At 49.6% G+C, this 25896-nt stretch carries 14 protein-coding genes; all 14 read left to right on the forward strand.

Going from position 1 to position 25896, the window contains the following annotated elements; genetic code table 11:
- Positions 1-14 precede the first annotated feature (14 nt).
- Positions 15-1388, forward strand: coding sequence for a polysaccharide lyase 6 family protein (locus Q1V85_RS03415; RefSeq protein ID WP_300597457.1), 1374 nt, complete (start codon positions 15-17; stop codon positions 1386-1388).
- Between the two features lie 78 nt (positions 1389-1466).
- A complete protein-coding gene (locus Q1V85_RS03420) occupies positions 1467-2891 on the forward strand; it encodes an alpha-L-fucosidase (protein WP_300597458.1) in 1425 nt (474 codons plus the stop codon).
- A gap of 417 nt (positions 2892-3308) precedes the next feature.
- On the forward strand, positions 3309-4829 hold the full coding sequence (locus tag Q1V85_RS03425; protein WP_300597459.1) for a glycosyl hydrolase family 28 protein: 1521 nt from the start codon (positions 3309-3311) through the stop codon (positions 4827-4829).
- A gap of 31 nt (positions 4830-4860) precedes the next feature.
- Complete coding sequence (locus Q1V85_RS03430) at positions 4861-6429, forward strand: hypothetical protein (RefSeq protein ID WP_300597460.1); 1569 nt, start codon at positions 4861-4863, stop codon at positions 6427-6429.
- A gap of 125 nt (positions 6430-6554) precedes the next feature.
- Positions 6555-7145 carry an RNA polymerase sigma factor gene (locus tag Q1V85_RS03435; RefSeq protein ID WP_300597461.1) on the forward strand — a complete coding sequence of 197 codons (591 nt, stop codon included), beginning with the start codon at positions 6555-6557 and terminating at the stop codon, positions 7143-7145.
- Positions 7146-7296: 151 nt separating this feature from the next.
- Positions 7297-8337, forward strand: a complete 1041-nt coding sequence (locus tag Q1V85_RS03440; RefSeq protein ID WP_300597462.1) for a FecR domain-containing protein — start codon at positions 7297-7299, stop codon at positions 8335-8337.
- A 205-nt stretch (positions 8338-8542) separates the two neighbouring features.
- The gene (locus Q1V85_RS03445; protein ID WP_300597464.1) at positions 8543-11845 is read left to right on the forward strand and encodes a SusC/RagA family TonB-linked outer membrane protein; all 3303 of its coding nucleotides are present in this window, start codon (positions 8543-8545) and stop codon (positions 11843-11845) included.
- Positions 11846-11855: 10 nt separating this feature from the next.
- On the forward strand, positions 11856-13424 hold the full coding sequence (locus Q1V85_RS03450; protein ID WP_300597466.1) for a RagB/SusD family nutrient uptake outer membrane protein: 1569 nt from the start codon (positions 11856-11858) through the stop codon (positions 13422-13424).
- 300 nt (positions 13425-13724) lie between these two features.
- Positions 13725-15797, forward strand: coding sequence for a DUF5696 domain-containing protein (locus Q1V85_RS03455; protein ID WP_300597467.1), 2073 nt, complete (start codon positions 13725-13727; stop codon positions 15795-15797).
- Positions 15794-18334 carry a glycoside hydrolase gene (locus Q1V85_RS03460; RefSeq protein WP_300597469.1) on the forward strand — a complete coding sequence of 847 codons (2541 nt, stop codon included), beginning with the start codon at positions 15794-15796 and terminating at the stop codon, positions 18332-18334. The genes Q1V85_RS03455 and Q1V85_RS03460 overlap by 4 nt, the downstream gene beginning before the upstream one ends.
- A 148-nt stretch (positions 18335-18482) precedes the next feature.
- Positions 18483-20441: an SGNH/GDSL hydrolase family protein gene (locus Q1V85_RS03465; RefSeq protein WP_300597471.1), complete on the forward strand. Its 1959-nt coding sequence runs from the start codon at positions 18483-18485 to the stop codon at positions 20439-20441.
- A gap of 323 nt (positions 20442-20764) precedes the next feature.
- Positions 20765-22549, forward strand: a complete 1785-nt coding sequence (locus Q1V85_RS03470; RefSeq protein ID WP_300597473.1) for an alpha-L-fucosidase — start codon at positions 20765-20767, stop codon at positions 22547-22549.
- Between the two features lie 179 nt (positions 22550-22728).
- Complete coding sequence (locus tag Q1V85_RS03475) at positions 22729-24261, forward strand: sialate O-acetylesterase (protein ID WP_300597475.1); 1533 nt, start codon at positions 22729-22731, stop codon at positions 24259-24261.
- 18 nt (positions 24262-24279) lie between these two features.
- Positions 24280-25419, forward strand: coding sequence for a glycoside hydrolase family 88 protein (locus Q1V85_RS03480; RefSeq protein ID WP_300597477.1), 1140 nt, complete (start codon positions 24280-24282; stop codon positions 25417-25419).
- Positions 25420-25896 lie beyond the last annotated feature (477 nt).

Here is a 25896-nt window from a genome sequence, read left to right on the forward strand (position 1 = left end):
CTAAATAAATACAGATGAAAAAATATATACTGGCATTGGTATTGTTACAGCTCTCCATGCGCATATGGGCCGGTACTGTTACTGTTGCTTCAATTGATGATCTGCAGCAAGCCATTAACCGGGCGGCTCCGGGTGATATCATCATCCTCAAAAATGGTGTGTATCAAACGGCCGGCGATATTAAGATCGCGCAGCAGGGTACAAAACAACAGCCCATTACCATCCGGGCAGAGCGTACCGGTGGTGCAGAAATAAGTGGTGCCGGCGGTATCAGCATGGTGAGTCCGGCCGCTTATATCGTTGTAGAAGGGTTTAAATTTACGCATGCAGCATCAAAGGCTCGTTCAGGTGCGGGAACCCGTTTTTGCCGTTGGACGCATAATATCTTTGAAACACCGGGTAAGGGAGAATACCTGACCATTGCAGGTAATGATCATGAAATAGATTACAATACATTTCAGAATAAAACCGAAATGGGGCGTATCCTGGCCATCCGGGGTGAGGGGAAACAGATCGCAGAGCGCCTGCACATTCATCACAATTATTTTTATAATTTTCCGGATCAGGGTGGTGCCAACGGAGCTGAAACCTTTCAGTTCGGCTTAAGCGGATTTAGTTTATCAACCAGCAACAGTATTGTTGAATATAACCTTTTTGAGAAATGCCATGGTGAAAATGAACTGATCTCCGTGAAGGCATCGGGAGTAACCCTGCGTTACAATACCATCCGCGATTGCCCGGCACAGTTTACATTGCGACATGGAAATAAATGCGAAGTATACGGTAACTATTTTTTCAATACACCGGGCATCCGCATTTTCGGAGATGACCATCATATCTTCAGCAATTACTTTGAAAACTGTAACCCGGCCATCACCGTGGGTAACGGAGGCGGAGAAGTAGCGGATGGTGCGCCGCTTACAGAGCATGACCGGCCAGACCGGGTGCTGATCGCCTTTAATACGCTGGTGAACAACAAAAAAAATATTGAACAGCAGGGTCGAAAAAATGGATTGGGTGCTACAGCCATTATAATTGCCAACAATATTATCCAGGGCGGGGATCTGGCTGCATCCATTGCCGGACCTTACACGTCACCACAATGGAAGGGAAATCTTATTTTTAAAACAAAAGGCCCCGGTGATATGCCGGAGTCCGGCTACCAGGTGTTGGATCCAAAACTGGTAAAAGATGCAAATGGCATCTGGCGGTTAGATAAAAACAGTCCGGCCATTGGCGCGGGTGGCGTCGGTTACCCGGTTGCGGCAGTAGATATGGATGGGCAGCCCCGTAGCGGAAAATGGGATACAGGTGCGGATCAGTACAGCACCGCAGCAACGAGTGTCCATGCATTGAAAGCAACTGAAGTAGGTGCTTCGGCGAAATAAAGATGTGAAGCGGAACGCCTCGCATAACAAATAAAAAGCTCCCTCAGGAGCGCTCTATTGGTAGAAATATATAAATATATGAAAAGAATCGCAATCGTTATGTTGATATGTCTGCTTACAGGCATGGTAAATGGCCAGTCGGTAGATAAGGATACCCGGATGAAATGGTGGCGGGAAGCCCGTTTCGGCATGTTTATTCATTGGGGGGTATATGCACAATGGGCGGGCGTATATCACGGGCATCAGCAGGCCAGGGGCGGTGCGGAATGGATCATGAACCGCAGCAAGATACCGGTAGCCGAATACCAGGAACGCGCCAGATCCTTTAATCCGGTGAAATATGATCCCGATGCCTGGGTGAAAATGGCAAAGGATGCAGGGATGAAATATATCATCATTACATCTAAACATCACGACGGCTTTGCCCTGTTTAAATCCAATGCCAGTAAATGGAATGTGGTAGATGCCACCGTTTACGGCAAAGACCTGCTGAAGCCATTGGCGGAGGCTTGCCGCAAATATGGAATAAAACTGGGCTTTTACTATTCCCAGGCGCAGGACTGGAATAACCCCGGTGGATCAGCTGCCCGTAAGGAAATGCGGGAAGGCTGGGCGAACCCGGATTCGGCAAAGATCGATGCATACACCCTGGCGCATAAAGGGCATTGGGATCCCGCACAGGAAACAAAAACCTTCGATCAATATATTAATGATGTATCGGTACCCCAGGTAAAAGAAATCTTATCCAACTATGGCGATATCGCTGTGCTGTGGTGGGATACGCCGACTAATATGACGGATGAAGCAGCCCGGAAACTGCAGGATGCATTAAAACTGCAGCCGGATATTATTACCAACGACCGCTTAAAGCGCCCGAACTTTCCGGGGGATACCAAAACACCGGAGCAAAAGATTCCAACACAGGCAGAGCTGGACGGGCAGGACTGGGAAACCTGTATGACCATGAATGGAAGCTGGGGCTATAAGAGCTGGGATCATAACTGGAAACCAACAGAGACCCTGATCCGGAACCTGGTAGACATTGCCTCCAAGGGTGGCAACTATTTGTTGAATATCGGACCTAAGGATGATGGATCGGTACCGGAGGAAAGCATTGAGCGCCTGGCACAGATCGGCCAATGGATGAAGGTAAACAGCAGTGCGGTGTATGCCACCCATGCCAGTCCGTTGCAGGATCTTACATGGGGAAGATGCACCATGAAGCAATCCGGCGATAATACTACCCTGAATTTATTTGTATTTGACTGGCCAAAGAATGGAAAACTGGTGGTACCGGGTCTTTCCAATAAAGTGATCAGCGCCGTGCAGCTGGCGGGTAATAAAACGGTAAAAGCCCGTAATCAGAATGGAACGGTAGTGATCGATCTGCCGGCAACAGCGCCGGATGCCATTGCTTCCGTGATCCGGTTACAGGTAAAAGGCAAGGTTACCAATGTAAATACAAAAGGCGGCAAGAAAATGAAATCGGGAGAGCTGGATTAAGTAGTTTATTTCGCGCAGCGATAGGGCGAAGCAGCAGCACGTGGGGGATTGCAAAAGCTTTTAGTTCTGTATTTCTTTGTGTTCCTGGCGCATTAGCGGTTGATTTAAAGGAGAGGAACAGCGATACGGCATGATTACGAATAGTAACACCGTACTGCTTTGTGGTCTTTGCGGTTGATTTCACGCAGCGGTGAAATGGAGCGGTGAATGCGGCGGGACTGCAAAGGCTTTTAGTTCTGTGTTTCTTTGCGTCCATGGCGCGTTAGCGGTTGATTTAAAGGAGAGAAATAACGATACGCCGTGATTACGGACAACAGCCTTGCGAATTTTTGTGCTCCTTGCGTTTTTGTTTCATGCCACGGTCTCCGCATACTCCTGTTCCCCTGTAGTTTATTTAAAAGAATAAGTGCTCCCAATATGAAGTCATTATTTTTGTTTTGTTTGTCATGGACCTGGTTGTATGCCGGCGCCGCCGATGTAAGCATTACCACCTACGGCGCAAAAGGTGATGGCATTACGCTGAATACGGTATCCATACAGAAGGCTATCGATGCCTGTAACCGCAGCGGCGGTGGAAAAGTTTTTTTTCCCGAAGGGAATTATCTGTCCGGTACCATCGAGTTAAAGGATAATGTGGTGCTGCATTTTCAAAAAGGTGCTACCCTCCTGGGCAGTACCGATATCGAAGCTTACCGCAACCTCGATCCGTTTACGGAAGGGCTGGGCATTGATGTAGGCTGGGCGCTGCTGGTGGCGGTAGACCGCAGGAATATTGGCATCGAGGGAGCGGGTACCATCGACGGGCAGGGAAGCAAATTGAAGGCGGAGCATATTCTAAAAGATACGCGGCCGGAAGGCCAGCGCTGGGGGCGTCGTCCGTTCCTGCTGCGGGTGGTGCGCTGCACCGGTGTGCAGGTTAGCGATGTTATATTAAAATATGCCGGAGCCTGGACCTCTCATTATTTCCAATCCAAAAATATCCGGATCGAAAACCTGAAAATAGTAAGCGTGGGTGTAGCGCACAATGATGGAATCGGTATCGACGGGTGTCAGGACGTAACCATCCGCAATTGCGATGTAGAAAGCGGCGATGATGCGTTAGTATTTAAAACAACCTCCAGTAAAATGGCCTGCAAAAACATAAAGGCAACCGGGCTGCGGTTGAAAAGTCACCAGGCCGGTATTAAGATGGGAACAGAATCGATGGCCAATTTTGAAAATATTACGATCAGCGATTGTGTGATCAATGATACCCGCAATGGAGGCATTAAACTACTATCCGTTGACGGTGCACAGATAAAAAATGTGCGGATCGCTGATATAACCATGAACAATATCCGCACCCCCATATTGCTGCGCCTGGGATCGCGGCTCAGTGTGTTCCGCAAAGGACAGGACGAACAGCAGCGTACCGGGAAATTTGAAAACGTGGTATTGAAAAATATTACCGCCGTTTCGGCCGACAGTACGCAACTGAAATCTGCCAGCGGCATCCTGATCACGGGTGTGCCGGAGCACAGGATTACCGGCATTACGCTTGAAAAGATCCGGATCACATTGCCGGGTGGTGGCGCAGCCAGTGAAACAGATGCGGTTGTACCGGAAGCCATCACTCAGTATCCGGAAGTAAAAACCTTTGGTCCGGTGATACCGGCCTATGGTTTGTGGCTGCGCCATGCGCAGGATATCCGCGTAAAAGCCCTCGAACTGCAAACAAAAAAGGCCGATGAGCGTCCGGCTGTATTTATGGAAGATGTACAGAATGCGCAATTGACACAATGCACTTTTCGTGCAGAGGGCGCACCTGCTTCGATTGTTAAAATAAAGTCATCCGGTGCCATCACCCTGGAAAAAATACAGGCTGTGGCCAAAGCAAATGCATTTGTAGATGCAGATGCCGCAAGCAAGGCAGGTGTTCAATACAGAACGGGTCAGTAATGAAAGGTTTCAGAAAACAGGTTTCCACTCCATGCACCATCATATTCATTTAAAAAGTGCCGGCACACTGCTGGCGCTGCTGCTGTTTGCAGGCAGTGCTGTAGCGCAAAAAATAAAGCAGCCGGTCAGCAATGAAAATAAAAGCCGTTGGGTACGGGTAAATGCCGCAGGGCAATTGGACTATGCCACCACTCCAGGAGGAGACCGGATCATGGATTTTTCTTATGCGGGTTATAAAGGCGGAGGTGTAAACCTGCCGGAAGTAAAAGAAGTGGTAAGGATAACGCCTGTTTCCGGAGACAATACGCCCAATATTCAAAAAGCGATCGATTCGGTGGCAAAGCTGCCGTTGACAGATGGTTTCAGGGGGGCGGTAGTACTGGCTCCGGGAATATTTTCCTGTGCGCAAACCATTACCATTCAAAGCAGCGGCATTGTATTGCGTGGCAGCGGTACTGCTACTAAGATCCAGATGACTGGTGTACCACATGTGGCCATCCGGCTGGAAGCGCCGGTTCAAATAAAAACATCGGGTGGCAAAACCGGGATCACGGATACCTATATACCATCGGGTACTGACCGGATCACTGTTGCAGATGCAAGTGCATTTGCAGCAGGAGACCTGGTAGTGATCACAAAACCAATCACGCCGGAATGGATACGGTTTATGGGAATGGATAGCCTGGTGCGCGATGGGAAAAAACAAACCTGGATTACCGGCGAATTGTCGGTTGAACGAACCATCAAAACCATCAGCGGAAACAAGATAACAGTCGATGTTCCCTTTACGGATAGTTATGATGCGGCCTTTATAAAGCCCGGCGCTACGGTACAAAAAATAGTAAAAACGGGTGGCGTTCAAAATGCAGGTGTGGAGTACCTGGAGATCGATGCACCGGAACAGTCGGTCACCATCAGCCAGGGGCATCATTCGGCTATCCGGACACGCGGTTTAACAGATGGCTGGATCCGTAACATAGCAGTCCGTAATACGGTGAATAGTATCGGCATTGGGGGCAAGCAAATCACTGTTACCGATCTTGATATCCGGCATACGGTACCTACCATTGGATCGGCCAAGCCGGCGGACCTGTCGGCCGACGGAGCCCAGCTATTATTCAACCGGTGTACGATCCAGGGAGATAATGTCTTCTTCCTGGCAACAGGAGCCAAAGTAAGCGGACCGATCGTATTGTTGCATTGCAGGTTTACGGGAAATGGCTGGATACAACCCCATCAACGTTGGGCTACCGGACTGCTGGTGGATGCCTGCGATGTGCCGGATGGCGGTATTGATTTTATGAACCGCGGTGAAATGGGATCCGGGCATGGCTGGGCCATCGGCTGGGCCGTAGCCTGGAACTGCAGGGCCAAGTCTTATCTGAACCAGCAGCCACCGGGGGCGTACAACTGGGTGATCGGCTCAACCGGACAACAACAGCAGAAAGCCATGCCTTTTAATAAGGAACCATTCCTTCCCGGAGGAACCTATGATGCACACGGCGCAGCCGTTGTTCCTGCAAGTTTGTACCAGGCACAGTTAAAAGCCCGGCTTGGTGAAAAAGCAGCCGGTGTGATCGCGGATACCGGAAGGAAATGACAATAACGTTGAATGTTTTGCAAATACAGCGTACAATTTTTGACGTTCTTTGTGGTTATTTATAAGGGCTGGATAGCAGGGATGCATTGCGGAAATACCCGGGCGATGGTCAACAGGTGGCGCATATGAACGAAACGATAAAGGAATGGTTAGAGCAAACAGCAGCAAATGACTGTCATGAGTCCTTTGAAAAATTATACCTGCATTTTGCGCCGGGCATGCAAGCCTTTGCCCTATCCATCGTAGGGGATACGGAAGTGGCGCTGGACCTGGTGCAGGATCTTTTTGTAAACCTTTGGACAAACCGGAAAAATCTGGCGGCTATCGGACACCCGGCCAGCTATCTCTACCGGGCATTAAAAAATAATGCTGTCCATTATCTGAAATCCCGCAAACAAATGGCTCCGTTAGTAGCTGAAGAAAACGAACGGATCACGCTTATGGATGAAGGACCAGAGGCTGCCGTAATCACTAAAGAGATCAAACAGCTGCTGGAAGCCACCATCAACGGGCTGCCTTACAAATGCCGGCTGGTTTTCCGGCTCATCAAGGAGGATGGGCTCCGGTATAAAGAAGTAGCCCACTTACTGGATATTTCAGTAAAAACCGTGGAAGCCCATATGCGGCTGGCCTACAGCCGCATCGTGGAATGCCTGGAAACCATACTGCCACAACATGCCGCCATTTACAGGGCGGGGAAACGCCCGGGTATGTAAGCTACCCCAAAAAATGAAATAAGAAACGCCCGCGGCCTTCAAAGCACCATACCGCATATCATTCGTACTGCTAAACCTTTTGTAGAAAAAAAATTAAAACGACTAAGGGTTATTGCCCGCCGGATACTCTTTACCTGTAAGCGCAGTCTTTATGGAACGAAACCGGTTTATAGAATTACTACGAAAAAAAGAAAGCGGGGAAATTACGCTGCTGGAACAAAAGGAGCTGTATGAAGCCCTGGCGGCAAACGAAACCTACGCGGAAATACAGCGATCACTGAAACTGCTTTCAGGATCGGAGCCGCTGTTTAACCGTGGCATGGCCGGCAGTGGTGAGGCAGAATTAAAACGCCTGCGTGACCGGATCCGGCAGGTCGAAAAACCAGGCAGGGGCCGGGTTGCAAGGTTGCCGGTAAGGTGGATGGCAGCGGCGGCTGTGATTTTTGCATTGCTTACCGGTGGGTTGGCTTATTTTTTTATGGGCAGCACGCAGCCGCAAAAGGAAGCATCCAATGTGGTTGCTACCGACAAGGGCTCACGTACCAGCCTGATATTGCCGGATGGCAGTAAGGTGTGGGTAAATGCAGACACCCGGCTTACGTACGATCATACATTTGGGGCCAAAACCAGATCGGTCTATTTATCAGGTGAAGCCTATTTTGAGGTGGCAAAAGACAAAGCCCGCCCTTTTATTGTGCATACCCCGTTAATGGATGTGCGGGCTGTAGGAACCGCATTTAATGTACGTTCTTATAAGGACGAAGCCGATGCCCAGGCAACCCTGGTGGAAGGAGTGGTGGAAGTGGCGTTTAAACGGAAAGAAACCGGAAAAATCACCTTAAAACCGATGGAGAAAGTAATTGTTCGGAACGGAGCAATGGCACCTGTTCAAAAAGAACTCCCGGAAATTGCCGTGGTTAAGGTAAACTATGATACGGCGGCGTCGGTTACTCCGGAAACCCGCTGGCTTAAGAATCAACTCGTGTTCAGCCAGGAACGCCTGGAAACCATTATAAAAACGCTGGAACGGCATTATGGGTGTACGATCCGCGTAAAAGATACCCTGTTGTTCAACCGTAAACTCAGCGGCACTTTTCAGGATGAAAGCCTGGCCGATGTGCTGGAATCCTTCCGGTTGGCAGCTGGTATCCGGTATACGATGGATAAAAATAACGTGTTGCTTTTTAAATAACTTCAAAACGATTCCATATGAAAAAAGAAACATAACCATAAAAAAGAAGGCGGAAAATGCTCCTAACATTTCCCGCCGGATAAGGACAGAAATCATTGCCTGGACAGCAATATTCCATCACTTTAATCATTACAAAAATATGAAAATTAAAGATTGCCCTGCCATGCGCGATGGGGTGCAATTAATTATCAAATATCTATTGATAATGAAGCTTGTCGTCTTTATCGTCCTGCTCACTTTCAGCCAGGCGATCGCCACCGATACTTTTTCCCAGGAGCGGATCAGTTTAAAACAGTCAAACATTGCCGTTACTTCGGTTTTGAAAGGCATTGAGGAACGCTATGATTACCGCTTTGTGTATAGCGACAGTGTGGCGCTGAGTAAACAGCGGATCGATGTGTTGGCCAAAAATGCCACGATCGACGACGTTATGCAGCAACTGTTAAAAACGACCGGCTTTTCCTACAAGCGGATGAATAAGGGGCTGATCGTAATCATTGGCAATGAACCGGAACAGGCTGCAGTACCAGTAAAGGCCACCGTTGTGGATGATACCGGAGCCCCGGTACCCGGCGCAAACATTGTTGAAAAGGGTACAACCAATGGCACATTTACAAAAGAAGACGGAAGCTTTCTGATCAATGTAAAAGATGATCAATCGGTACTGGTCATTTCGGTGGTCGGTTTTATGACAAAAGAAATGCCCGTAAGCCAGTTAACGGCAACCATCGTCCTGGAGCGCGCCGAACGCAAACTGGAAGAGGTGATCGTTGTAGGTTACGGCACCCAAAAGAAAGTAAATCTTACGGGAGCCGTCTCCACCATTTCCGGGCAGGAGCTGGTAAAACGGCCGGCCGCCAATACATCCTTGTTATTACAGGGTAAGGTACCAGGGTTACAGGTGGTTCAGAATTCGGCGCAGCCGGGGCTGGAAAACCCTTCCATCCAGATCCACGGGGTGGGTACCTTTAGTTCGGCAGGTAACAATCCGCTGGTGCTTATTGATGGTATACCGGGTTCCTTAACCAATGTAAATCCGAATGCCATCGAAAATATTTCGGTGTTAAAAGACGCCGCTTCTGCTGCCATTTACGGCGTGCAGGCTGCCAACGGGGTTATCCTGGTAACGACAAAGGCCGGTACCAGGGGCCGGCTCAATGTAGAATATTCCTATAACTGGGGATTGCAGAAGCCTTCTGGTGTACCGCAGCTGATCTGGAACTCAGTAGAATTTATGGAGCTCAGCAATGAAGGTATTAACCGTACCGGGCAAAACACGGGTAAGCTGTATGCGCAGGCACAGATCGACGCTTATCGCAACGGAAATGGCTCGGCACAGTATCCCAACACCGACTGGACAAAACTGATGTTTAAAAATGCGCCCATACAGCAGCACTATCTTAGTGTGAACGGAGGGGAGGGAAAGACCACCTACAACTTCGGGCTGGGTTACCTCGACCAGGATGGGATCCTTATAAAAACCGGTTACAAACGCTATAATACCCAGTTCAATTTCCGTACCCAGATGAGCAAGGTGATCAGCTTTGGCAGTAATATCAGCTTTATGCAGGGGGACCGCATGGATCCGTTTAGCAATACGGAGAACCTGGTGTTAAGCATCTATGCCCAACATCCGCTATGGTCGCCCTACCTGCCGGATGGGAGCGGACGGGTGGTCAGCAAGGCCTATGATTTTGAAACGACCAATCAGAACGCGTATGCGGTGATGCAAACAAGTAAGGATTATAATAAGGCATATAGTGTAATGGCCAATAGTTATGTGGATGTAAATATTGCAAAGGGATTAAAGGCGCAGGTAAAGGGCGGTGTAACCTATAATACCGACAAACAAACCCGGCTGAATATACCTTTGCCAACCTTCCTGTTCCAGCCGGATGCCAATGGTGTATATGCACCGCAGCAAAACTACCTGGGAACGTATATCACGCTTACAAAGACCCAGGAGGAAGACATTCATTATACCTTTTACTCCACCCTGAACTATGACCGGGTGTTTAATGATGTGCATCATTTTACAGTGCTGGCCGGTTACAACCAGGAAAATTTCAGTTATGAGCAGCTGGCGGGTTTCCGGAGAGATTTTCCTTCAGAGAATCTGCCGGCGCTGAATGCCGGTGGAACGGATGCTCAAACAACCAATGGTTATGGATATGAATGGGCATTGAAATCGTTTTTCGGAAGATTGAACTATGCATTTGACAACCGTTACCTGCTTGAGGTAAGTCTCCGCGAAGATGGATCTTCCCGGTTCCGCGAAGGAAGAAGATGGGGCGCTTTCCCATCCATGTCTGCCGGCTGGCGGGTATCACAGGAAAGCTTTATGAAAGGGACCTCCTGGCTTTCCAATTTAAAGATCCGGGGCTCCTGGGGGCGGCTGGGGAATCAGAACATCGGCAATTATCCCTATCAGAACCTGCTGGATAATGGCATATACATTTATGATAAAGTGGCCACCGGTGTGTTGAACGCCAATCTTGCCGATTCGAATATTACCTGGGAAACAACAACAGCCGCCGGGGTTGGGGTAGACTTTTCCCTGTTCAATAATAAGCTCTCCGGTACTTTCGATTACTTTTCCAAACAAACAAAGAATATCCTGAGAATGGCGCAGGTACCCGCTTTTGTAGGAATGGGCGCACCCACCATTAATTCCGGGGCCATGGAGAACAAGGGATTTGAATTCAGCCTTGATTACAAGGACCGCTTCGGGGATGTTGATGTTTTTGCAGGCGCCAGTTACTACACCTATAAAAATCGTGTAACCAAACTGGGCGCGGAAGAAATTCAGAGCAACAAATTAAGAAGAGAAGGATTGCCCTGGAACTCCTGGTATATGTGGAAATGGATCGGTGTGTTTCAAAACCAGGAGCAGATCAATGCCGCACCGAAGCAGCAATATACTCCCAAACCCGGTGACCTCATTTTTGCAGATCTGAGCGGGCCCAACGGGGTTCCGGATGGCAAGGTGGATGCGTACGACCGGGTGGTGATCCCCGGACAATATCCGAAGTTTAACTATGGGTTTAACCTGGGAGCTGCTTATAAAGGATTTGATCTTACGGTATTCTTCCAGGGGGTGGCCGGTATCAAAGTGTATACGGATCAATGGGGCTACGGTGCATTCCGGCAATGGTCGCCGCCGCCCACATTCTGGAGAGACCGCTGGACACCGGAGAATCCAACCAATAAGCTGCCCGGTATGTATGTAGATCAGTACATGCCCATTACCGCGGCTTCCTCTTTCTGGTTACAGGATGCATCCTATCTGCGCTTAAAGAACCTGGTACTGGGATATAATTTCAACAGCCGGCTATTGCAGCGGATACGGGCACAGCAGCTGCGGGTGTATTTCTCCGGGGATAACCTGCTGACGTTCTCCGATTTTAAAGGCGACCCTGAGCGGGTGATTACGGATAATACCAGTGGCCGTTTTGCCATTTATCCGCAGGCCAGTGTGTATACGTTTGGTGTTAAAGTTACTTTTTAAATTTACGATTATGATGATCTATACGATAAAAAAGTTCTTTTTCTGGGGAATGCTCATCCTGTTGATGAGCGGATGCCAGAAAGATAATTTCCTGGATAAACAACCGTTTGATAAAATAACCAATGAAGTGTTCTGGACATCAAAAAAGGATGCCGAACTGGCGCTCACAGGTTGTTACAGCTCACTGCGGACGCCGGCCTTTGCCATTGACCAGAGCTCTTTTTCTTCCCTGCAGTTTGAAGGGTTAACAGACAATGCCTACTGCAATTCGACCCTCGATAATTATACGGATATTTCACGGGGTGTGATTACACCTACTACCGGAGGAATTATTACACGTGTTTGGACAGATGCTTATAAAGGCATCGCCCGTTGTAACTGGTTTCTTGGAAACCTGCACCGGGTACCGGACCTTACAGATGTGGACAAGGCCCGTATGAAGGGCGAAGCGTATTTTCTCCGGGCGTTCATGTATAATGAACTGACCATGCTGTATGGAGATGTGCCATTGATTACGGAGCTGCTGGGATTTGGCCCGGATGTATTCAAGACGAAGAAGGCATCCCGGATGGATATCGTAAAAAAAATGATGCAGGATCTGGATAGTGCGGCCACCGGACTTTCCAACATCGCCTATGCAGACGGTCATCCGGTACGGGCCTCGGCGCTGGCGTTAAAGGCCCGGATGTGTTTGTACAACGGTTTATGGCAGGATGCGGCTGATGCAGCAAAGAAGGTAATGGATGAAGGGAAGGCGTCCCTTGCAAAAAACTACCAGGGCATTTTTTGGGGGGAGCAGGATGGCAACCCCGAGATTCTTTTTTCGGTAAAGGCCAGCAGCCCAACAGCGGTACATAACCTGGATCTGCTTTATGGCTCCCGCTTCTCGATGGTACCCCTGCATACCCTGGTAGATTGTTATGAGATGAAAGATGGCACAGCCCCGGTAGCACCGGTGATCCCATCGGCTTACGATCCGAAGAACCGGATGCGCAATGATTTTTATCAGAACCGCGATCCCAGGCTAAAGCTGACGCTCTTTACCCCCGGCGATCCATGGGCATATAACCCTGCTATCGGTTTTAATAATGAAGCCAAGTTTAAAGCAGAGTCACCTTCTGTAAATAACCTGGGTATGCGGAAATATATTAACCTTACCGTTAACGATGGTTCCGGAGGTCCCGCCGGAAGCTCCCAGGCCATTGTAAAACTGCGCTATGCAGATGTGCTGCTGATGTATGCGGAGGCGATGGTAGAGCTGGGCGGTGGCAGTACCAGTGATCCGGGGGCATTAAAGGCCATCAACGATGTAAGAGCACGCCCGGGTATTGGGATGCCGGCAAAAGCAGCCCCCTTAACCCGGGCCACCATACGGAATGAACGCCGGGTAGAGCTGGCGTTTGAAGGATTGCGGTATTATGATATCAAACGCTGGAAAATTGCGAAGGAGGTGCTGAATGGCTATAAAGATCCGGGTAATGTAACCCGGGTATTTGAAGACCGCTTTTATTACTGGCCGGTTCCCCAAACAGAAGTGGATATGATGGGCGTTGATTTCCAGAACCCGGATTACCGCTAGGGGGCGTAGAGAAAGTGAGAAGTTGATAGTGATAAGTATCAGTGTCTCAGTATATCTGTGGCGTTGAAACCGCGAAGCCGCAAAGGCACGAAGTAACGCGAAGGAGGAGTAGTTGATCGTAAAAGTTCTTGAGCCTTTGATTGAGTATTTCTGCGGCTATTGAACCTTGCGGTTGAATTGGTAGCCGCAAAGACGGAAGGACCGGAGACAGACAGACTTGGCAAGAAAAATTCTTAAACCCTTTCAGTGATTCAGTGTTTCAGCGGCTATTCACAACATTCATTCACAAACAAAATCATTATGCAAAATAATATACGAAACAGCCGGATCCCGTTCCTGCTGCGATGCTGGGGCTATATAACAGGTGCCCTGCTGTGCTGCATTGGAGCCGTTGCGCAACAGCCCGGCATCCCCGGAAATGACCGGGTATTTGAAAACAAGATCTTCGGGGCACCGGAAGTAACAGTGCGTAAGCACAATAATGAATGGACGATCGCGGGTAAAAAAAACACCGTTGTTCTAAAGAGCAGCGATCTGTCCATGCAGGTAAAAACAGCCACCGGAAACTGGAGTTTTTTTCCATCGCAGGATGGAGACCTTGTGGTAAAGATCCAGGGTAAAGAAAAAACACTGCGGCTTGCCGCGGCCTCCGGGAAGGAAATCAGTTATTATAACACTGGCTATAAATCGGGCATCCGCATAAGCCTGGAAGGATGGGCCGGAACCGACCTGAAATTATTCCTCACCCTGGCACTGGAAGGTCCTGCAGAAGAACTGGTTTTTGATATTGCTGCGGATGAAAAAAATGCGGTGGTGCGCAAGCTGGACTGGCCGGCGGCCCTGGATGCATCTGCGGTGGATTATACCCTGCTGAGCAATGTACGGGGCGTATTATTGCCCCGCAACTGGCCCAGGCCCTATCATCCCATACGTACTTCAGCACCAGACGGTACCATCACCCGCACGGATCGCAGTGAACTGCAAAGCAACGTGATCGAAGACTGGTCCATGTCCTGGTGGGGGTTTCAGAAAGGCCTTACGGCCATGATGCTGATCGTGGAAACACCCAATGATGCGGCATATCAGTTCCGGCATCCGGCCGGAGGACCTACGGTTGTCGGGCCGCGCTGGCGCCCGAGCCTTGGAAAACTCGGTTATCCCCGCACCGTGCGCATATGCTTTTTTGAGAAAGGGAATTATGTGGATATGGCAAAGCGATACCGGCAATATGCGATAGAAAATGGGTGGTTTGTATCCCTGAAAGACAAGGTGGCTGCAAAGCCGGAAGTGGGAGCGCTGATCAGTACACCCATTGTCCGTTCCGGTATCCTTACCGACTATCTTCCCGTAAGTGCCCGCTGGAAGCGGGATTCTGCCACCCGGCATTCCATAGTAACCTTTGATCAGCGTGCACAGCAGTTCCGGGAATGGAAAACGAAAGGATTGCCAGGCCTGATGGTGGTGCTTACTGGCTGGCCCAAACTGGGGTACGACCGGCAACACCCGGATGTTTTACCACCTGCTCCCGCAGCAGGCGGCTGGGAAGGCATGCAGCGGCTGGGCCGGGAGCTAAAAGCAATGGGTTACCTTTTCGGATTACACGACCAGTACCGGGATTATTATGTAGATGCACCTTCCTTTAACACGCAGTTCGCCATCCATGAAGAAGACAGCACATCCCTGCCTGCAATCTTTCCGGGTACCCGGTTTGGCGACTTTAAAGAAGGAAAAATCCCATATATGGATTACTGGGATGGCGGCAAAATGTCGTACCTCAACGGCCGGTTTATGCTGGGTCACATGAAGAAAAATTACCAGTGGCTGTTTGATCATGATATAAAACCACAGGCTTCTTATCTCGACGTTTTTGGATACGTTCCCCCCGACGAAGATTTTAATCCGCAAAACAGGCTATCGAGAACGGATGCCATGAACGAGCGCATCAAACTCTATCGCTGGGCCAAAGCGCACCTGGGTATCGTGGGTACGGAAACCGCCTGCGACTGGACGGTACCCTTTGTTGATTTTTCATCGCCGCTGAAAGCCCGCAGCGGGATCACGGTTCCGCTATGGGACCTGGTGTACCACGATGCCATTCTTACCACATACAATCCCGGCGACCTGTACGGTTTGCTGAATGCAGGATTGCCGCAGCTGGGCAGGGATTTTGATGCCGGGCCGGAAGCGCTGGCTCAGGTGAAACGGATGAGCGCCCTCAATAAACGGCTGGCCTTTGCAGCCATGACCAATCATGAATTTTTAAATAAGGAGTTTACAAAAGAGCGTACAACATTCTCAGACGGGACCACCATCACCGTAGACTGGGATAAAAAGACGGCAACCATTACTCCTGAAATAAATGAATCGCTATGAGAAAAATAAGTTCAATCATTACGGGCCTGGTTTTCTTCCTGACGGCCCAGGGCCAGGGATCCAAAGCGCCGGCAGCTTCGCTGTTAAAGGTGGATTATTCGAAACTGGTATCAAGGGCCGACCTGGTATACGACCGGCCGGCATCCCGGAGTGAAGCGGGGCAGCCGGTGGGCAACGGGCGTATGGGTAGCCTGGTTTGGACCACCCCGTCCCAGGTACGTATGCAGATCAACCGGGTAGATGTATTTGCCAGCAACTCTGCCTCCAATAATTTTTTTGAACGGAATACCGACTATTGCGGCGGCGCCGGTTATGTGGACCTGGATTTTGGTGAACCGGTATTTGAAGGGAACGATTTCCGGCAGCAGCTGTCTTGCTACAACGCCGTGTCAACAGTAACAGGTAACGCAGTGCAGGCAAAGGTGCTGGCCTGGAACGAGGCGGATGTAATGGCGGTAGATATTAAAGATAACCGTGCTATTGCCCGGCCATTGCTGGTAAACCTGCGGATGTTGCGGATGCCGGTTTCGCTGAGGGGAAACCATTCGGCTGTTTCCACCATTGAAACCCTGGGGGACCGCATCCTGCTGAAACAGGTATTTAAAGAAGATGGTTATTACTGTAGTTCGGCTGTAGTGATCGGACTTACAGGAGGAAAAGCCAGTGCAGAAAAAACAAATGCGTCCTGCGTGCGGTTGAATATTGCCCCGGGTACCGCGCATTCCAGCGTGTTTATTGCAAGCGCTGCTTCCTTCGATTCAACGGCGGATGTAGGAGCGGCGGCGATCCGTAAACTGGATGCGGCACAGCAAAAGGGTTATGAAGGAATCGAAGCATCCAACCGGCAGTGGTGGAGTCAGTTCTGGAAACAGTCCTTTGTACACCTGAGCAGTGCAGATGGTACGGCAGATTATATCGAAAAAAATTATACCTATTTTCTTTATGTGATGGCCTCCAGCTCCAGGGGGGATTTTCCTACAAAATTTAACGGTATGCTATGGACCACCGGGGGCGATGCACGTCAATGGGGTGGTGCCTTCTGGGGCGCAAATCAAAGCTGTTATTATGAAGCCCTGTATCCAACCAATCACCTGGAATTAATGGATCCGATGTTTCAAATGTATAGCAATGCATACCCAACCTTTGAACGCGCCGCCATCCAGCAATGGGGATCAAAAGGGATCTATATACCGGAAACAGTCGGGTTTGATGGAGTACCGGCACTACCGGAAGATATTGCCGCAGAGATGCGGGATCTCTACCTGATCCGGAAGCCCTGGGAGCAGCGCTCAAAAAAATTTATGGACTATGCGTTTGCCAAACAGCCTTTTCTCAGCCGGTGGAACTGGAAACATACCGGCGAATGGAAAAACGGGTTATGGGAATATACGGAACGTGGAGATGGCGCTTATGGCCCGGTGAATCATATCTTTTCAAGAGGTGCAAAAATCGCCTACCAGTACTGGCAGAAATATGAATATACAAAGGATCTGAACTGGCTGCGGGATAAGGCCTATCCTATGTTAAAGGGTATGGCGGAATTCTACCGCAATTTTCCGAATGTAAAAAAGGAGCAGGACGGAAAGTACCATATCCGGCATGTGAATGATAACGAATCCATCTGGGGCGGACACAATACGGTAGAAGAAATCGCTTCCATGATGGGCCTTTTCCCGGTGGTGATCAGGGCCTCGGAGTTATTGAATACGGATGCAGCCATGCGGCCGGTATGGAAGGAATTTATTACCCATCTTTCACCACTGACCACAACAAAAAATTACCCGGATATGGCCAGTCAGCCCGAAGCCTGGGTGGGATCATTGCCGCCGACCAGTCTTATCCGTGGAAACGGCAAACGCCTGCCGGATGGTAATACCATGCCGGTATGGTTCTTTGATCTTTGCAACCTGGGCGGTGATCCGTCTATGCTGACCATTGCCAATAATACCTTCGACGGATATTTCCGAAATACAGCTCCGGCAGAAACCTTTCCGCATGTTTTGTCAAAGATACCCGCAGCCGCAGCGGTTCTGGGGCGGGCAGATGCCGTGCGGGCGCTGATCCCCAATCAGCTAAAGGGCGCGGCGCGGAACCCGGTCCTCGAAAACCGGATGGATCTGAGTGAGGGGTTTTATACGACCAATATCCAGCGTATCGGGCGCGCATCTGACGCCATGCACCTGGCCCTTTGTCAAAGTGCCCCCACTGCTCCGGGCGGCGATCCGGTGATCCGGGTATTTCCGGCCTGGCCCAAAGACTGGGATGCACAGTTCAGTTTGCTGTGCCGCGGAGATTTTATGACCTCCGCTTCAATAAAGAAGGGCGCAATCGAATTTGTAGAGTTGTTATCAAACGCCGGGGAAACCTGCCGGGTTCAAAATCCCTGGCCGGGTGCAACGGTTACGGTATATAAAAACGGACAACGGTTTCAAACGCTAAAAGGCAGTATGCTGGTGGTTCAGACAAAGGCGAAGGATCGTATTTTGCTGGTGCCCGCAGGTACAGATCCCGCAAAACTGTACCGGAATGTCTTGTAAAGAAGTGCAGGCCGGGTTGATGAACAAATAGTTTACAGGAATGCCAAAAAACGATCTATGAAATCCCGTAATCATCACGGGGAATGCGTAAAACTTCGTTTATTTTGTAATGTGCTTGACTTGATCTTGCCGGAATAAATGCATGTGCATGAAATATAAAAAATGGTTGTTGCTGTTGTTTGCCGCCGGGATCGGTTTTTGTAAAGGCAGCGCCCAAACCATTACGGATCTGAAAGAAGTTACCTGGAAAGGATTTAAACGGGTAACCTTTAAGCTGGATGGTAATGAGGCCTGGTATACGGTGCCTCCTGCGCCGCTGGAAGGTAAACCATGGGTATGGCGTGCCTATTTCCCGGAATGGCATACGGATATGGACAGTTTGCTGTTACGGAAAGGCGTGTACATTGCTTATATCAATGCCAGCGATCGCTTCGGACATGCCAGCGCCATGAACCATTGGGATGATTTGTATACCTACCTCACAACACAATTACATTTTGCACCGCGGCCGGCCCTGGAGGCGGTAAGCCGTGGTGGATTATATGTGTATGGCTGGGCAAAACGGAATCCGTCAAAAGTGAGCTGTATCTATGCTGAAGCCCCGGTTTGCGATTTTACCAGCTGGCCCGCCGGAAAAGGAAAGGGTAAAGGTGCTCCGGCAGAGTGGCAAAAATTGCTGAAGGTATACGGACTGACGGAAAGCGAGGCCCTGCAGTATTCTGATCAGCCGAAGGACAATCTGGAAGCGCTCGCTGCATACAAGGTCCCTGTTGTGCACGTGATCGGACTGCAGGACCAGATCGTTCCGGCAGAAGAGAATACCCTGGTGCTGGTTCAGAACTATATACGCCAGGGCGGGCCGGCAACCGTTATTCCCATGACCCGCGGAAAGCAGGACCTGGAAGGACATCATTTCCCCATAGAAAATATAGCCTCCCTGGCGGGGTTTGTTTATGAAAATGTACGGAAACAACCACAGCCCCTGCCCGCAGCTGACTATATCCGTTCTTACGGGAAGCTGGACAACCTGTTGTTCCGGATCCGGCATAAAGAGGAGGTAACGGTGGCCTTCCTGGGCGGATCGATCACCCATATGACGGGCTGGCGTAACAAGGTAGAACAGTACCTCACGGAGCGGTACCCGGAAACGCGCTTCCGTTTTTTAAATGCAGGTATTCCCTCGCTGGGGAGTTTACCACATGCCTTCCGGTTGCAGAAAGATGTGCTGGACCAGGGCCGGGTTGATTTGCTTTTTATTGAAGCTGCAGTGAACGACCGGGTAAATGGTACGCCCGAAACGCAGCAGCGCCGGGCGCTGGAGGGCATTGTACGGCATGCGCTCAGTGCAAACCCCGCCATGGATATTGTGCTGATGGGGTTTGCCGATGAGTTTAAACTGGCCGATTACCAGGCCGGGAATATTCCTGCAGAAATTACGGTACATGAAGCGGTGGCCAAACATTATGGATTGCCGTTTATCAACCTGGCAGCAGAGGTCAACGCACGAATCGCTCATAAAGAATTTACCTGGGAATACGACTTTAAAAATCTGCATCCCGCGCCTTTTGGACAGGAATTGTATTTTAATTCGATAAAGACCTTGCTGCAAACGCAGCTGGGAGGTGACACACCCAAGGCCATAGTTGTAAAAAAAATACCCGTGGCCATGGATCCGCTTCATTACGGCGGCGGGCGGTATATACCTGTAAAAGAGGCATCGGTTAAAAATGATTTTACATGGATCCCCTCCTGGCAGCCGGCAGACGGTGTTGGTACCCGGCCGGGCTTTGTAAAAGTGCCGGTACTGGAAGGGACAACCGCGGGCGCCTCAACCAGTCTTTTATTCAGGGGCAGTTCGGTGGGCATAGCGGTAACCTCGGGCCCGGATGCCGGCATGATCCGTTATTCGATCGACGGCGGCCCGGAGCAAACAGTGGATCTTTATACCCAATGGAGCAAGGGTCTGCACCTGCCCTGGTACCTGCTGTTGGGCGACGGATTAAAAAAAGGAACGCATCGTCTGAAACTCACTATCGCAGATCAGCAGCATCCGCAATCAAAGGGGCATGCGGTGCGGATCGTGTATTTCTTAGTGAATGGAAAGTAGGTGTGTGGCTGGGGATTGTTTTGTAGCTCTTTAAGATAGATAAGTGTTGGCGATGTGCGCTGCTTCCCGCAGTACAGCTTGAAGGGATGCTCCGGCTACCCTCAGCATGACGAAAGAAAGAGCGTCACCTGGAGTTTGTCATTTGCGGGCAAACATCGATGTAGCAATGATAAATGTCGCTATCGTCACTCTGAGCGGAATCCCGAAAGCATTCGGGATGGAGCCGAAGCGCCGCTCAATTGTTAGATCATTCGTTGCTGCAGGGATGCTTCAGCTAAGATCTTAATGCCTAATTAATAAATCGCATTTAATATAAAATAGAAATGAAATTACGTTTAGTGGCGCTTGCTTTAGGCATCTCCTGCAGTTGTGTTGCACAGCAGGGGATGGAGGAAATGTGGGATAAGTCATCCGTAGCCAAAGAACATCCCAATATCCAATGGTTTAAAGAAGCCAAGTTCGGGTTGTTCATCCACTGGGGACTGTATTCCCAGCTGGCGGGTACCTGGGACGGAAAAAATTACTATGGTAGCGGGGAATGGATCATGCACCAGGCAAAGATTCCGGTGAGCCGCTACCGCAAGGTAGCCGAAAGCTTCAACCCGGTAAATTTTAATGCCGATGAATGGGCACAGCTGGCAAAGGATGCGGGCATCAAATATATGGTGATCACGGCCAAGCATCATGAGGGTTTTTCTATGTTTGATTCCAAAGTAACGGACTTTGATATTATGGATGCAACGCCTTACAAAAAAGACCCCATGAAGGCCCTGGCCGCAGCAACAAGAAAGAGAGGAATTCAGTTCGGATTTTATTATTCGCAGTTCCAGGACTGGTATGAACCCAACGGCGGAAGGAATACCTGGGATTTTGATGAGTCGAAAAAAGACTACCAGCAATACTATCGTCAGAAAGCTATACCACAGCTTAAAGAACTGTTGACCAACTATGGTCCGCTGGGGATCGTTTGGTTCGATACGCCGGGTGGTATGACCAAAGAGCAAACACAGGCCTTTATTGATGAACTGAGGGTATTGCAACCGAAAAGTTTATTCAGCAGCCGGGTGGGACAAGGGCTGGGCGACTACAAGGATTTTGGCGATTCGGAGGTACCACCGGTGCCCATCAGGGGCGCCTGGGAATCGATCTATACGCATAATGATTCCTGGGGCTATATCGCGCATGATATGAACTTTAAATCTGCGCATGAGATCATCCGGCTGCTTTCCAATGTGGCATCTAAAGGCGGCAACCTGATGCTCAATGTAGGACCGGATGGGAAAGGAAACATCCCTTACTATTCTATAAAATACCTGAAGGAAACCGGTACATGGCTTCAAAAAAATGGGGAAAGTATTTATGCCTCCACGGCCGGTTGGATACCGGCACAACCCTGGGGGGTAACCACTTCCAAACCGGGCAAACTGTTCCTGCATGTATGGGGGCGTCCGGAAAATGGGCGGTTATTGGTGCCGGGCTTTACCAATGCCGTAGCCAAAGTATATGCGTTAACGGATAAGAAAGCGCTTCCCTTTCAGCAGCAGGGCGGAGATCTGATTGTAAATATGCGTGCTTTGTCCGATGAACATACACCGGACAAGGTTCTGGTGGTGGAATACAAAGGAACGCCACCGGCTTATAATGCTGCGGCACCCGTGACCGTTTCTGCGCAGTATGCGGCCAATAATATTGAGGCCATATTTGCAAAAACAAGCGGTGCTTCAAAAATACAGTCGCTTACTTATAGCCATTACTTTGGCGACTGGAAGCACACGACCTGTGTTACGGATATGCAGGCGCCGGAAGACGCAGCCAGCTTTACGGTCAGGATTGCAGATCCCGGTGATTACAAACTGATCCTTGAGTATGCCTGTCCGCAGGAAAGCGCCAAACAGGAAGGACGCCTGGAGGTGGATGGCGAAACCTATATGTTCCGTACCTTAAGAACTTCTGAGTTTGATAAGTCGGCCCCACTGTTGTTTATCAAACATCCGGTTACGATTTTCACGGCAAAGAAAGCCGGTGTGTATACGATTACGGTTAGTCCATACCAGCAGGGAAAAGAATTGTTTAAATTAAAAGGTATTATCGCGGAGCCGCTGAAGTAAAGCATTTTAAGCCCGTAGGAGTACCTCATGTTGTGCGTTTGGTAGATGAAGTATAAATGAAGGAAGGAATGATAGCGAAGCATCCAAATCATAAGCTCCGTAGGAGCGAAATGTTTTGTAGCACCCGGTATTAGAAAGAACGGAGCCCCGTAGGGGCGAAACATTAAATGATATCATCAATGAAATGGAAATATATTTTTTGTCTGTTAGTCTTATTGATCAGCAGCAGCATACACGCTGCAGTAAAACTACCTGCGGTTATTGCCGATCATATGGTATTGCAGCAAAAAACAACCGTGGCCTTATGGGGCTGGGCAAATGCGGGAGAACGCATCACGATCCAATGCAGCTGGAACCGGCAGCCGGTAACGGTTACCGCCGGTACGAACGGAAGCTGGATAACGCATGTAAAGACCGTCGCGGCCGGTGGCCCCTATACCATCCGTTTTAAGGGGACAAACACCATTGAAATTCAGGATGTGTTGCTGGGAGAAGTATGGCTGTGCTCGGGACAATCGAATATGGAATTTCCACTGGCCAAACAGAAAGCATGGCGTACCGGGGTAACCGGCTATGAACAAGAAGTGGCAAAAGCTTCAGATCCCCGCCTGCGGCTCTTTACCGTACAGCAGGAAGTGGCCGGAACACCACAGCCGGATGTACAGGGCAACTGGGCGGCCACCATACCCGAAACCGCTGCTACCTTTTCCGCCGTAGCTTATTATTTTGGCAAAGAGATCCGGGAGGCCACCGGCATACCGGTAGGGTTGATCCATTCATCTTGGGGCGGAACACCCGCAGAATCCTGGACACGGAAGGAAGTGCTGGATACCAGCCGGGAATTGCACCACATACTGGATCGTTATGAAACGGCTGTAAAAACATACCCGGAAGACCTGGCGAAGTACCAGCAGGACCTGGATCAATGGCGGAAAGATTCAGCAGCCCATACTCAGGGACTTCGTAAAAAACCGGCGCGTCCGCTGGAGCCGGAGCAAAATTCCAAATCTCCTACGAAACTCTATAATGCCATGATTCATCCCCTTATCCCATTTACATTAAAAGGGGTGATCTGGTACCAGGGAGAGTCGAATTCAGGCCGGGCCTACCAGTATCGCCAGCTGTTCCCTGCCATGATCCGCAGCTGGAGGGCCGAGTGGAAGGCCGATTTTCCCTTTTATTTTGTACAGATCGCACCGCATTATCAGCAAAGCCCCGAGATCCGGGAGGCACAATTGCTAACCTATAAAACAGTACCGGGTACGGGTATGGCGGTGATCACAGATGCCGGCGATTCATTAGATATCCATCCGAGAAATAAAGCGGTGGTAGGCCACCGGTTAGCGTTGTGGGCCCTGGCAAAGAATTATGGTAAAAAGAATAGTGTCTGTTCTGGTCCGCTTTACCAGTCGGCCAAACAGGAAGGAAACAAAATGCGGATCCGCTTTGCGTTTGCGGATGACGGGCTGGTGGCAAAAGAAGGAGCGCTGACCGGTTTTGCTATTGCAGGAGCCGATCAGCAATTTGTACCGGCAACGGCTGTAATCGAGGGAAATTCGGTAGTGGTAACAAGCGACGCGGTGGCGCAGCCGGTTGCTGTGCGTTTTGGCTGGAGCAACGTTCCCCACGCTGTGTTATTTAATAAAGCCGGACTACCGGCCTCTCCGTTTCGTACCGATGACTGGCCCGGAGAAACCATCAATAATCATTAAAAAAAATAAAACTGTTCAATGAAATCTATTTCCTTTTTGTCTGCAACGGCTGCTGTGCTTTTGATGAGCACTGGTGGTGCAGCACAATCTAAAAATGCGATTGCTGATTTTAAAAACTGGCCTGCAGGCAAGGGACCAAAAGATATTGGCAATACCATTGCCAACCGGTTTATTGCCACACCGCATACGAACTTCAACCGGCCGGGGCCGCCCAAGGTGATCACCTATCCCGAAACCTGTACCTGGTACGGGGCACTTACGTTTGCAAAAGCAACGGGCAATAAAGCGCTCACACAACAACTGGCTGCACGTTTTGAACCTTTGCTGGGAAGCCGCGATACACTGGTTCCCATACCGGATCATGTCGATTATACCGTATTTGGATCGGTGCCCTTTGAATTGTATATGCAAACCAAAGATCCGCGCTACCTGAAACTGGGTAAACATTTTGCTGATAAACAATGGGGACCTCCCGAAGGTAAAAGGGTAACAGCCGAATCGCACCGTTTTTATAATAAAGGGCTTACCTGGCAAACACGGTTATGGATCGACGATATGTTTATGATCACCGCCGTGCAGTCGCAGGCATACCGGGCTACCGGTGATCGGAAGTATATTGACAAGGCGGCAAATGAAATGGTGTTTTATCTCGATTCGCTGCAACAACCCAACGGGCTGTTTTATCACGCACCGGATGTACCCTATTTCTGGGGAAGAGGAGACGGGTGGATGGCGGTTGGTATGAGTGAGCTGCTGCATTCCCTTCCGAAAGACAATCCCAACCGGCCCCGGATCATGGAAGGATACAAAAAGATGATGGCCACCCTGCTGAAATACCAGGCAGAAGACGGAATGTGGCGGCAATTGATTGATGATCCGTCATCCTGGAAAGAAACTTCCTGTACCGGCATGTTTACCTGTGCCTTCATTACGGGTGTAAAAGAAGGCTGGCTGGATGCTAAAACATACGGGCCCGCTGCGCGCAAGGCCTGGCTTTCGCTGATTCAGTATATCAATGCTGATGGCGATATTACCGATGTATGTGAAGGTACCAATAAGAAAAATGATCATCAGTATTACCTGGACCGGAAAAGAAATACCGGTGACCTGCACGGTCAGGCGCCCTTGCTTTGGTGTGCTACAGCATTGCTTCGCTAACCCTGTGGTCTGATAAGATAAAGAAGCCGTTTCTTAAGAAGCGGCTTCTTTTTTATGGCCTGATGTGCTGTTAATATTTGTAACCAGCAGTGCCTGGCAGCATCCCGGCTTACGGGATCTGTCGTGATTCAGTTGTTGTTTTTGTTTCCCTTTTCTATGGCTTCCCTGCTGCATGGTTCCGTTGGTGCTGTTTTCACACCTGGCATCCATCCGGTTATTGCTGAACAGGAAAATAGGTGATTGAGGATCCCCGGCAGGCGGCAGTATTAGCGCGCTTTCTGTTTTACCGCAATAGCCCACGTACCCCGTTTCTTGTTGTAATCAATTCTTTTGTAATATTTTTTAATATTACAGATTGCATTATCACAAATTCTGTGATAATATTTTTGTGATATTTTTTTTGATCACAGATATATTGATTACAGGTACAAAATGCCACGGTCAGGTCAGCATAAATACCGCTGAAGTATAAATCTG

The organism is Niabella sp., assembly GCF_030150205.1.
Taxonomy (GTDB): Bacteria; Bacteroidota; Bacteroidia; order Chitinophagales; family Chitinophagaceae; genus Niabella.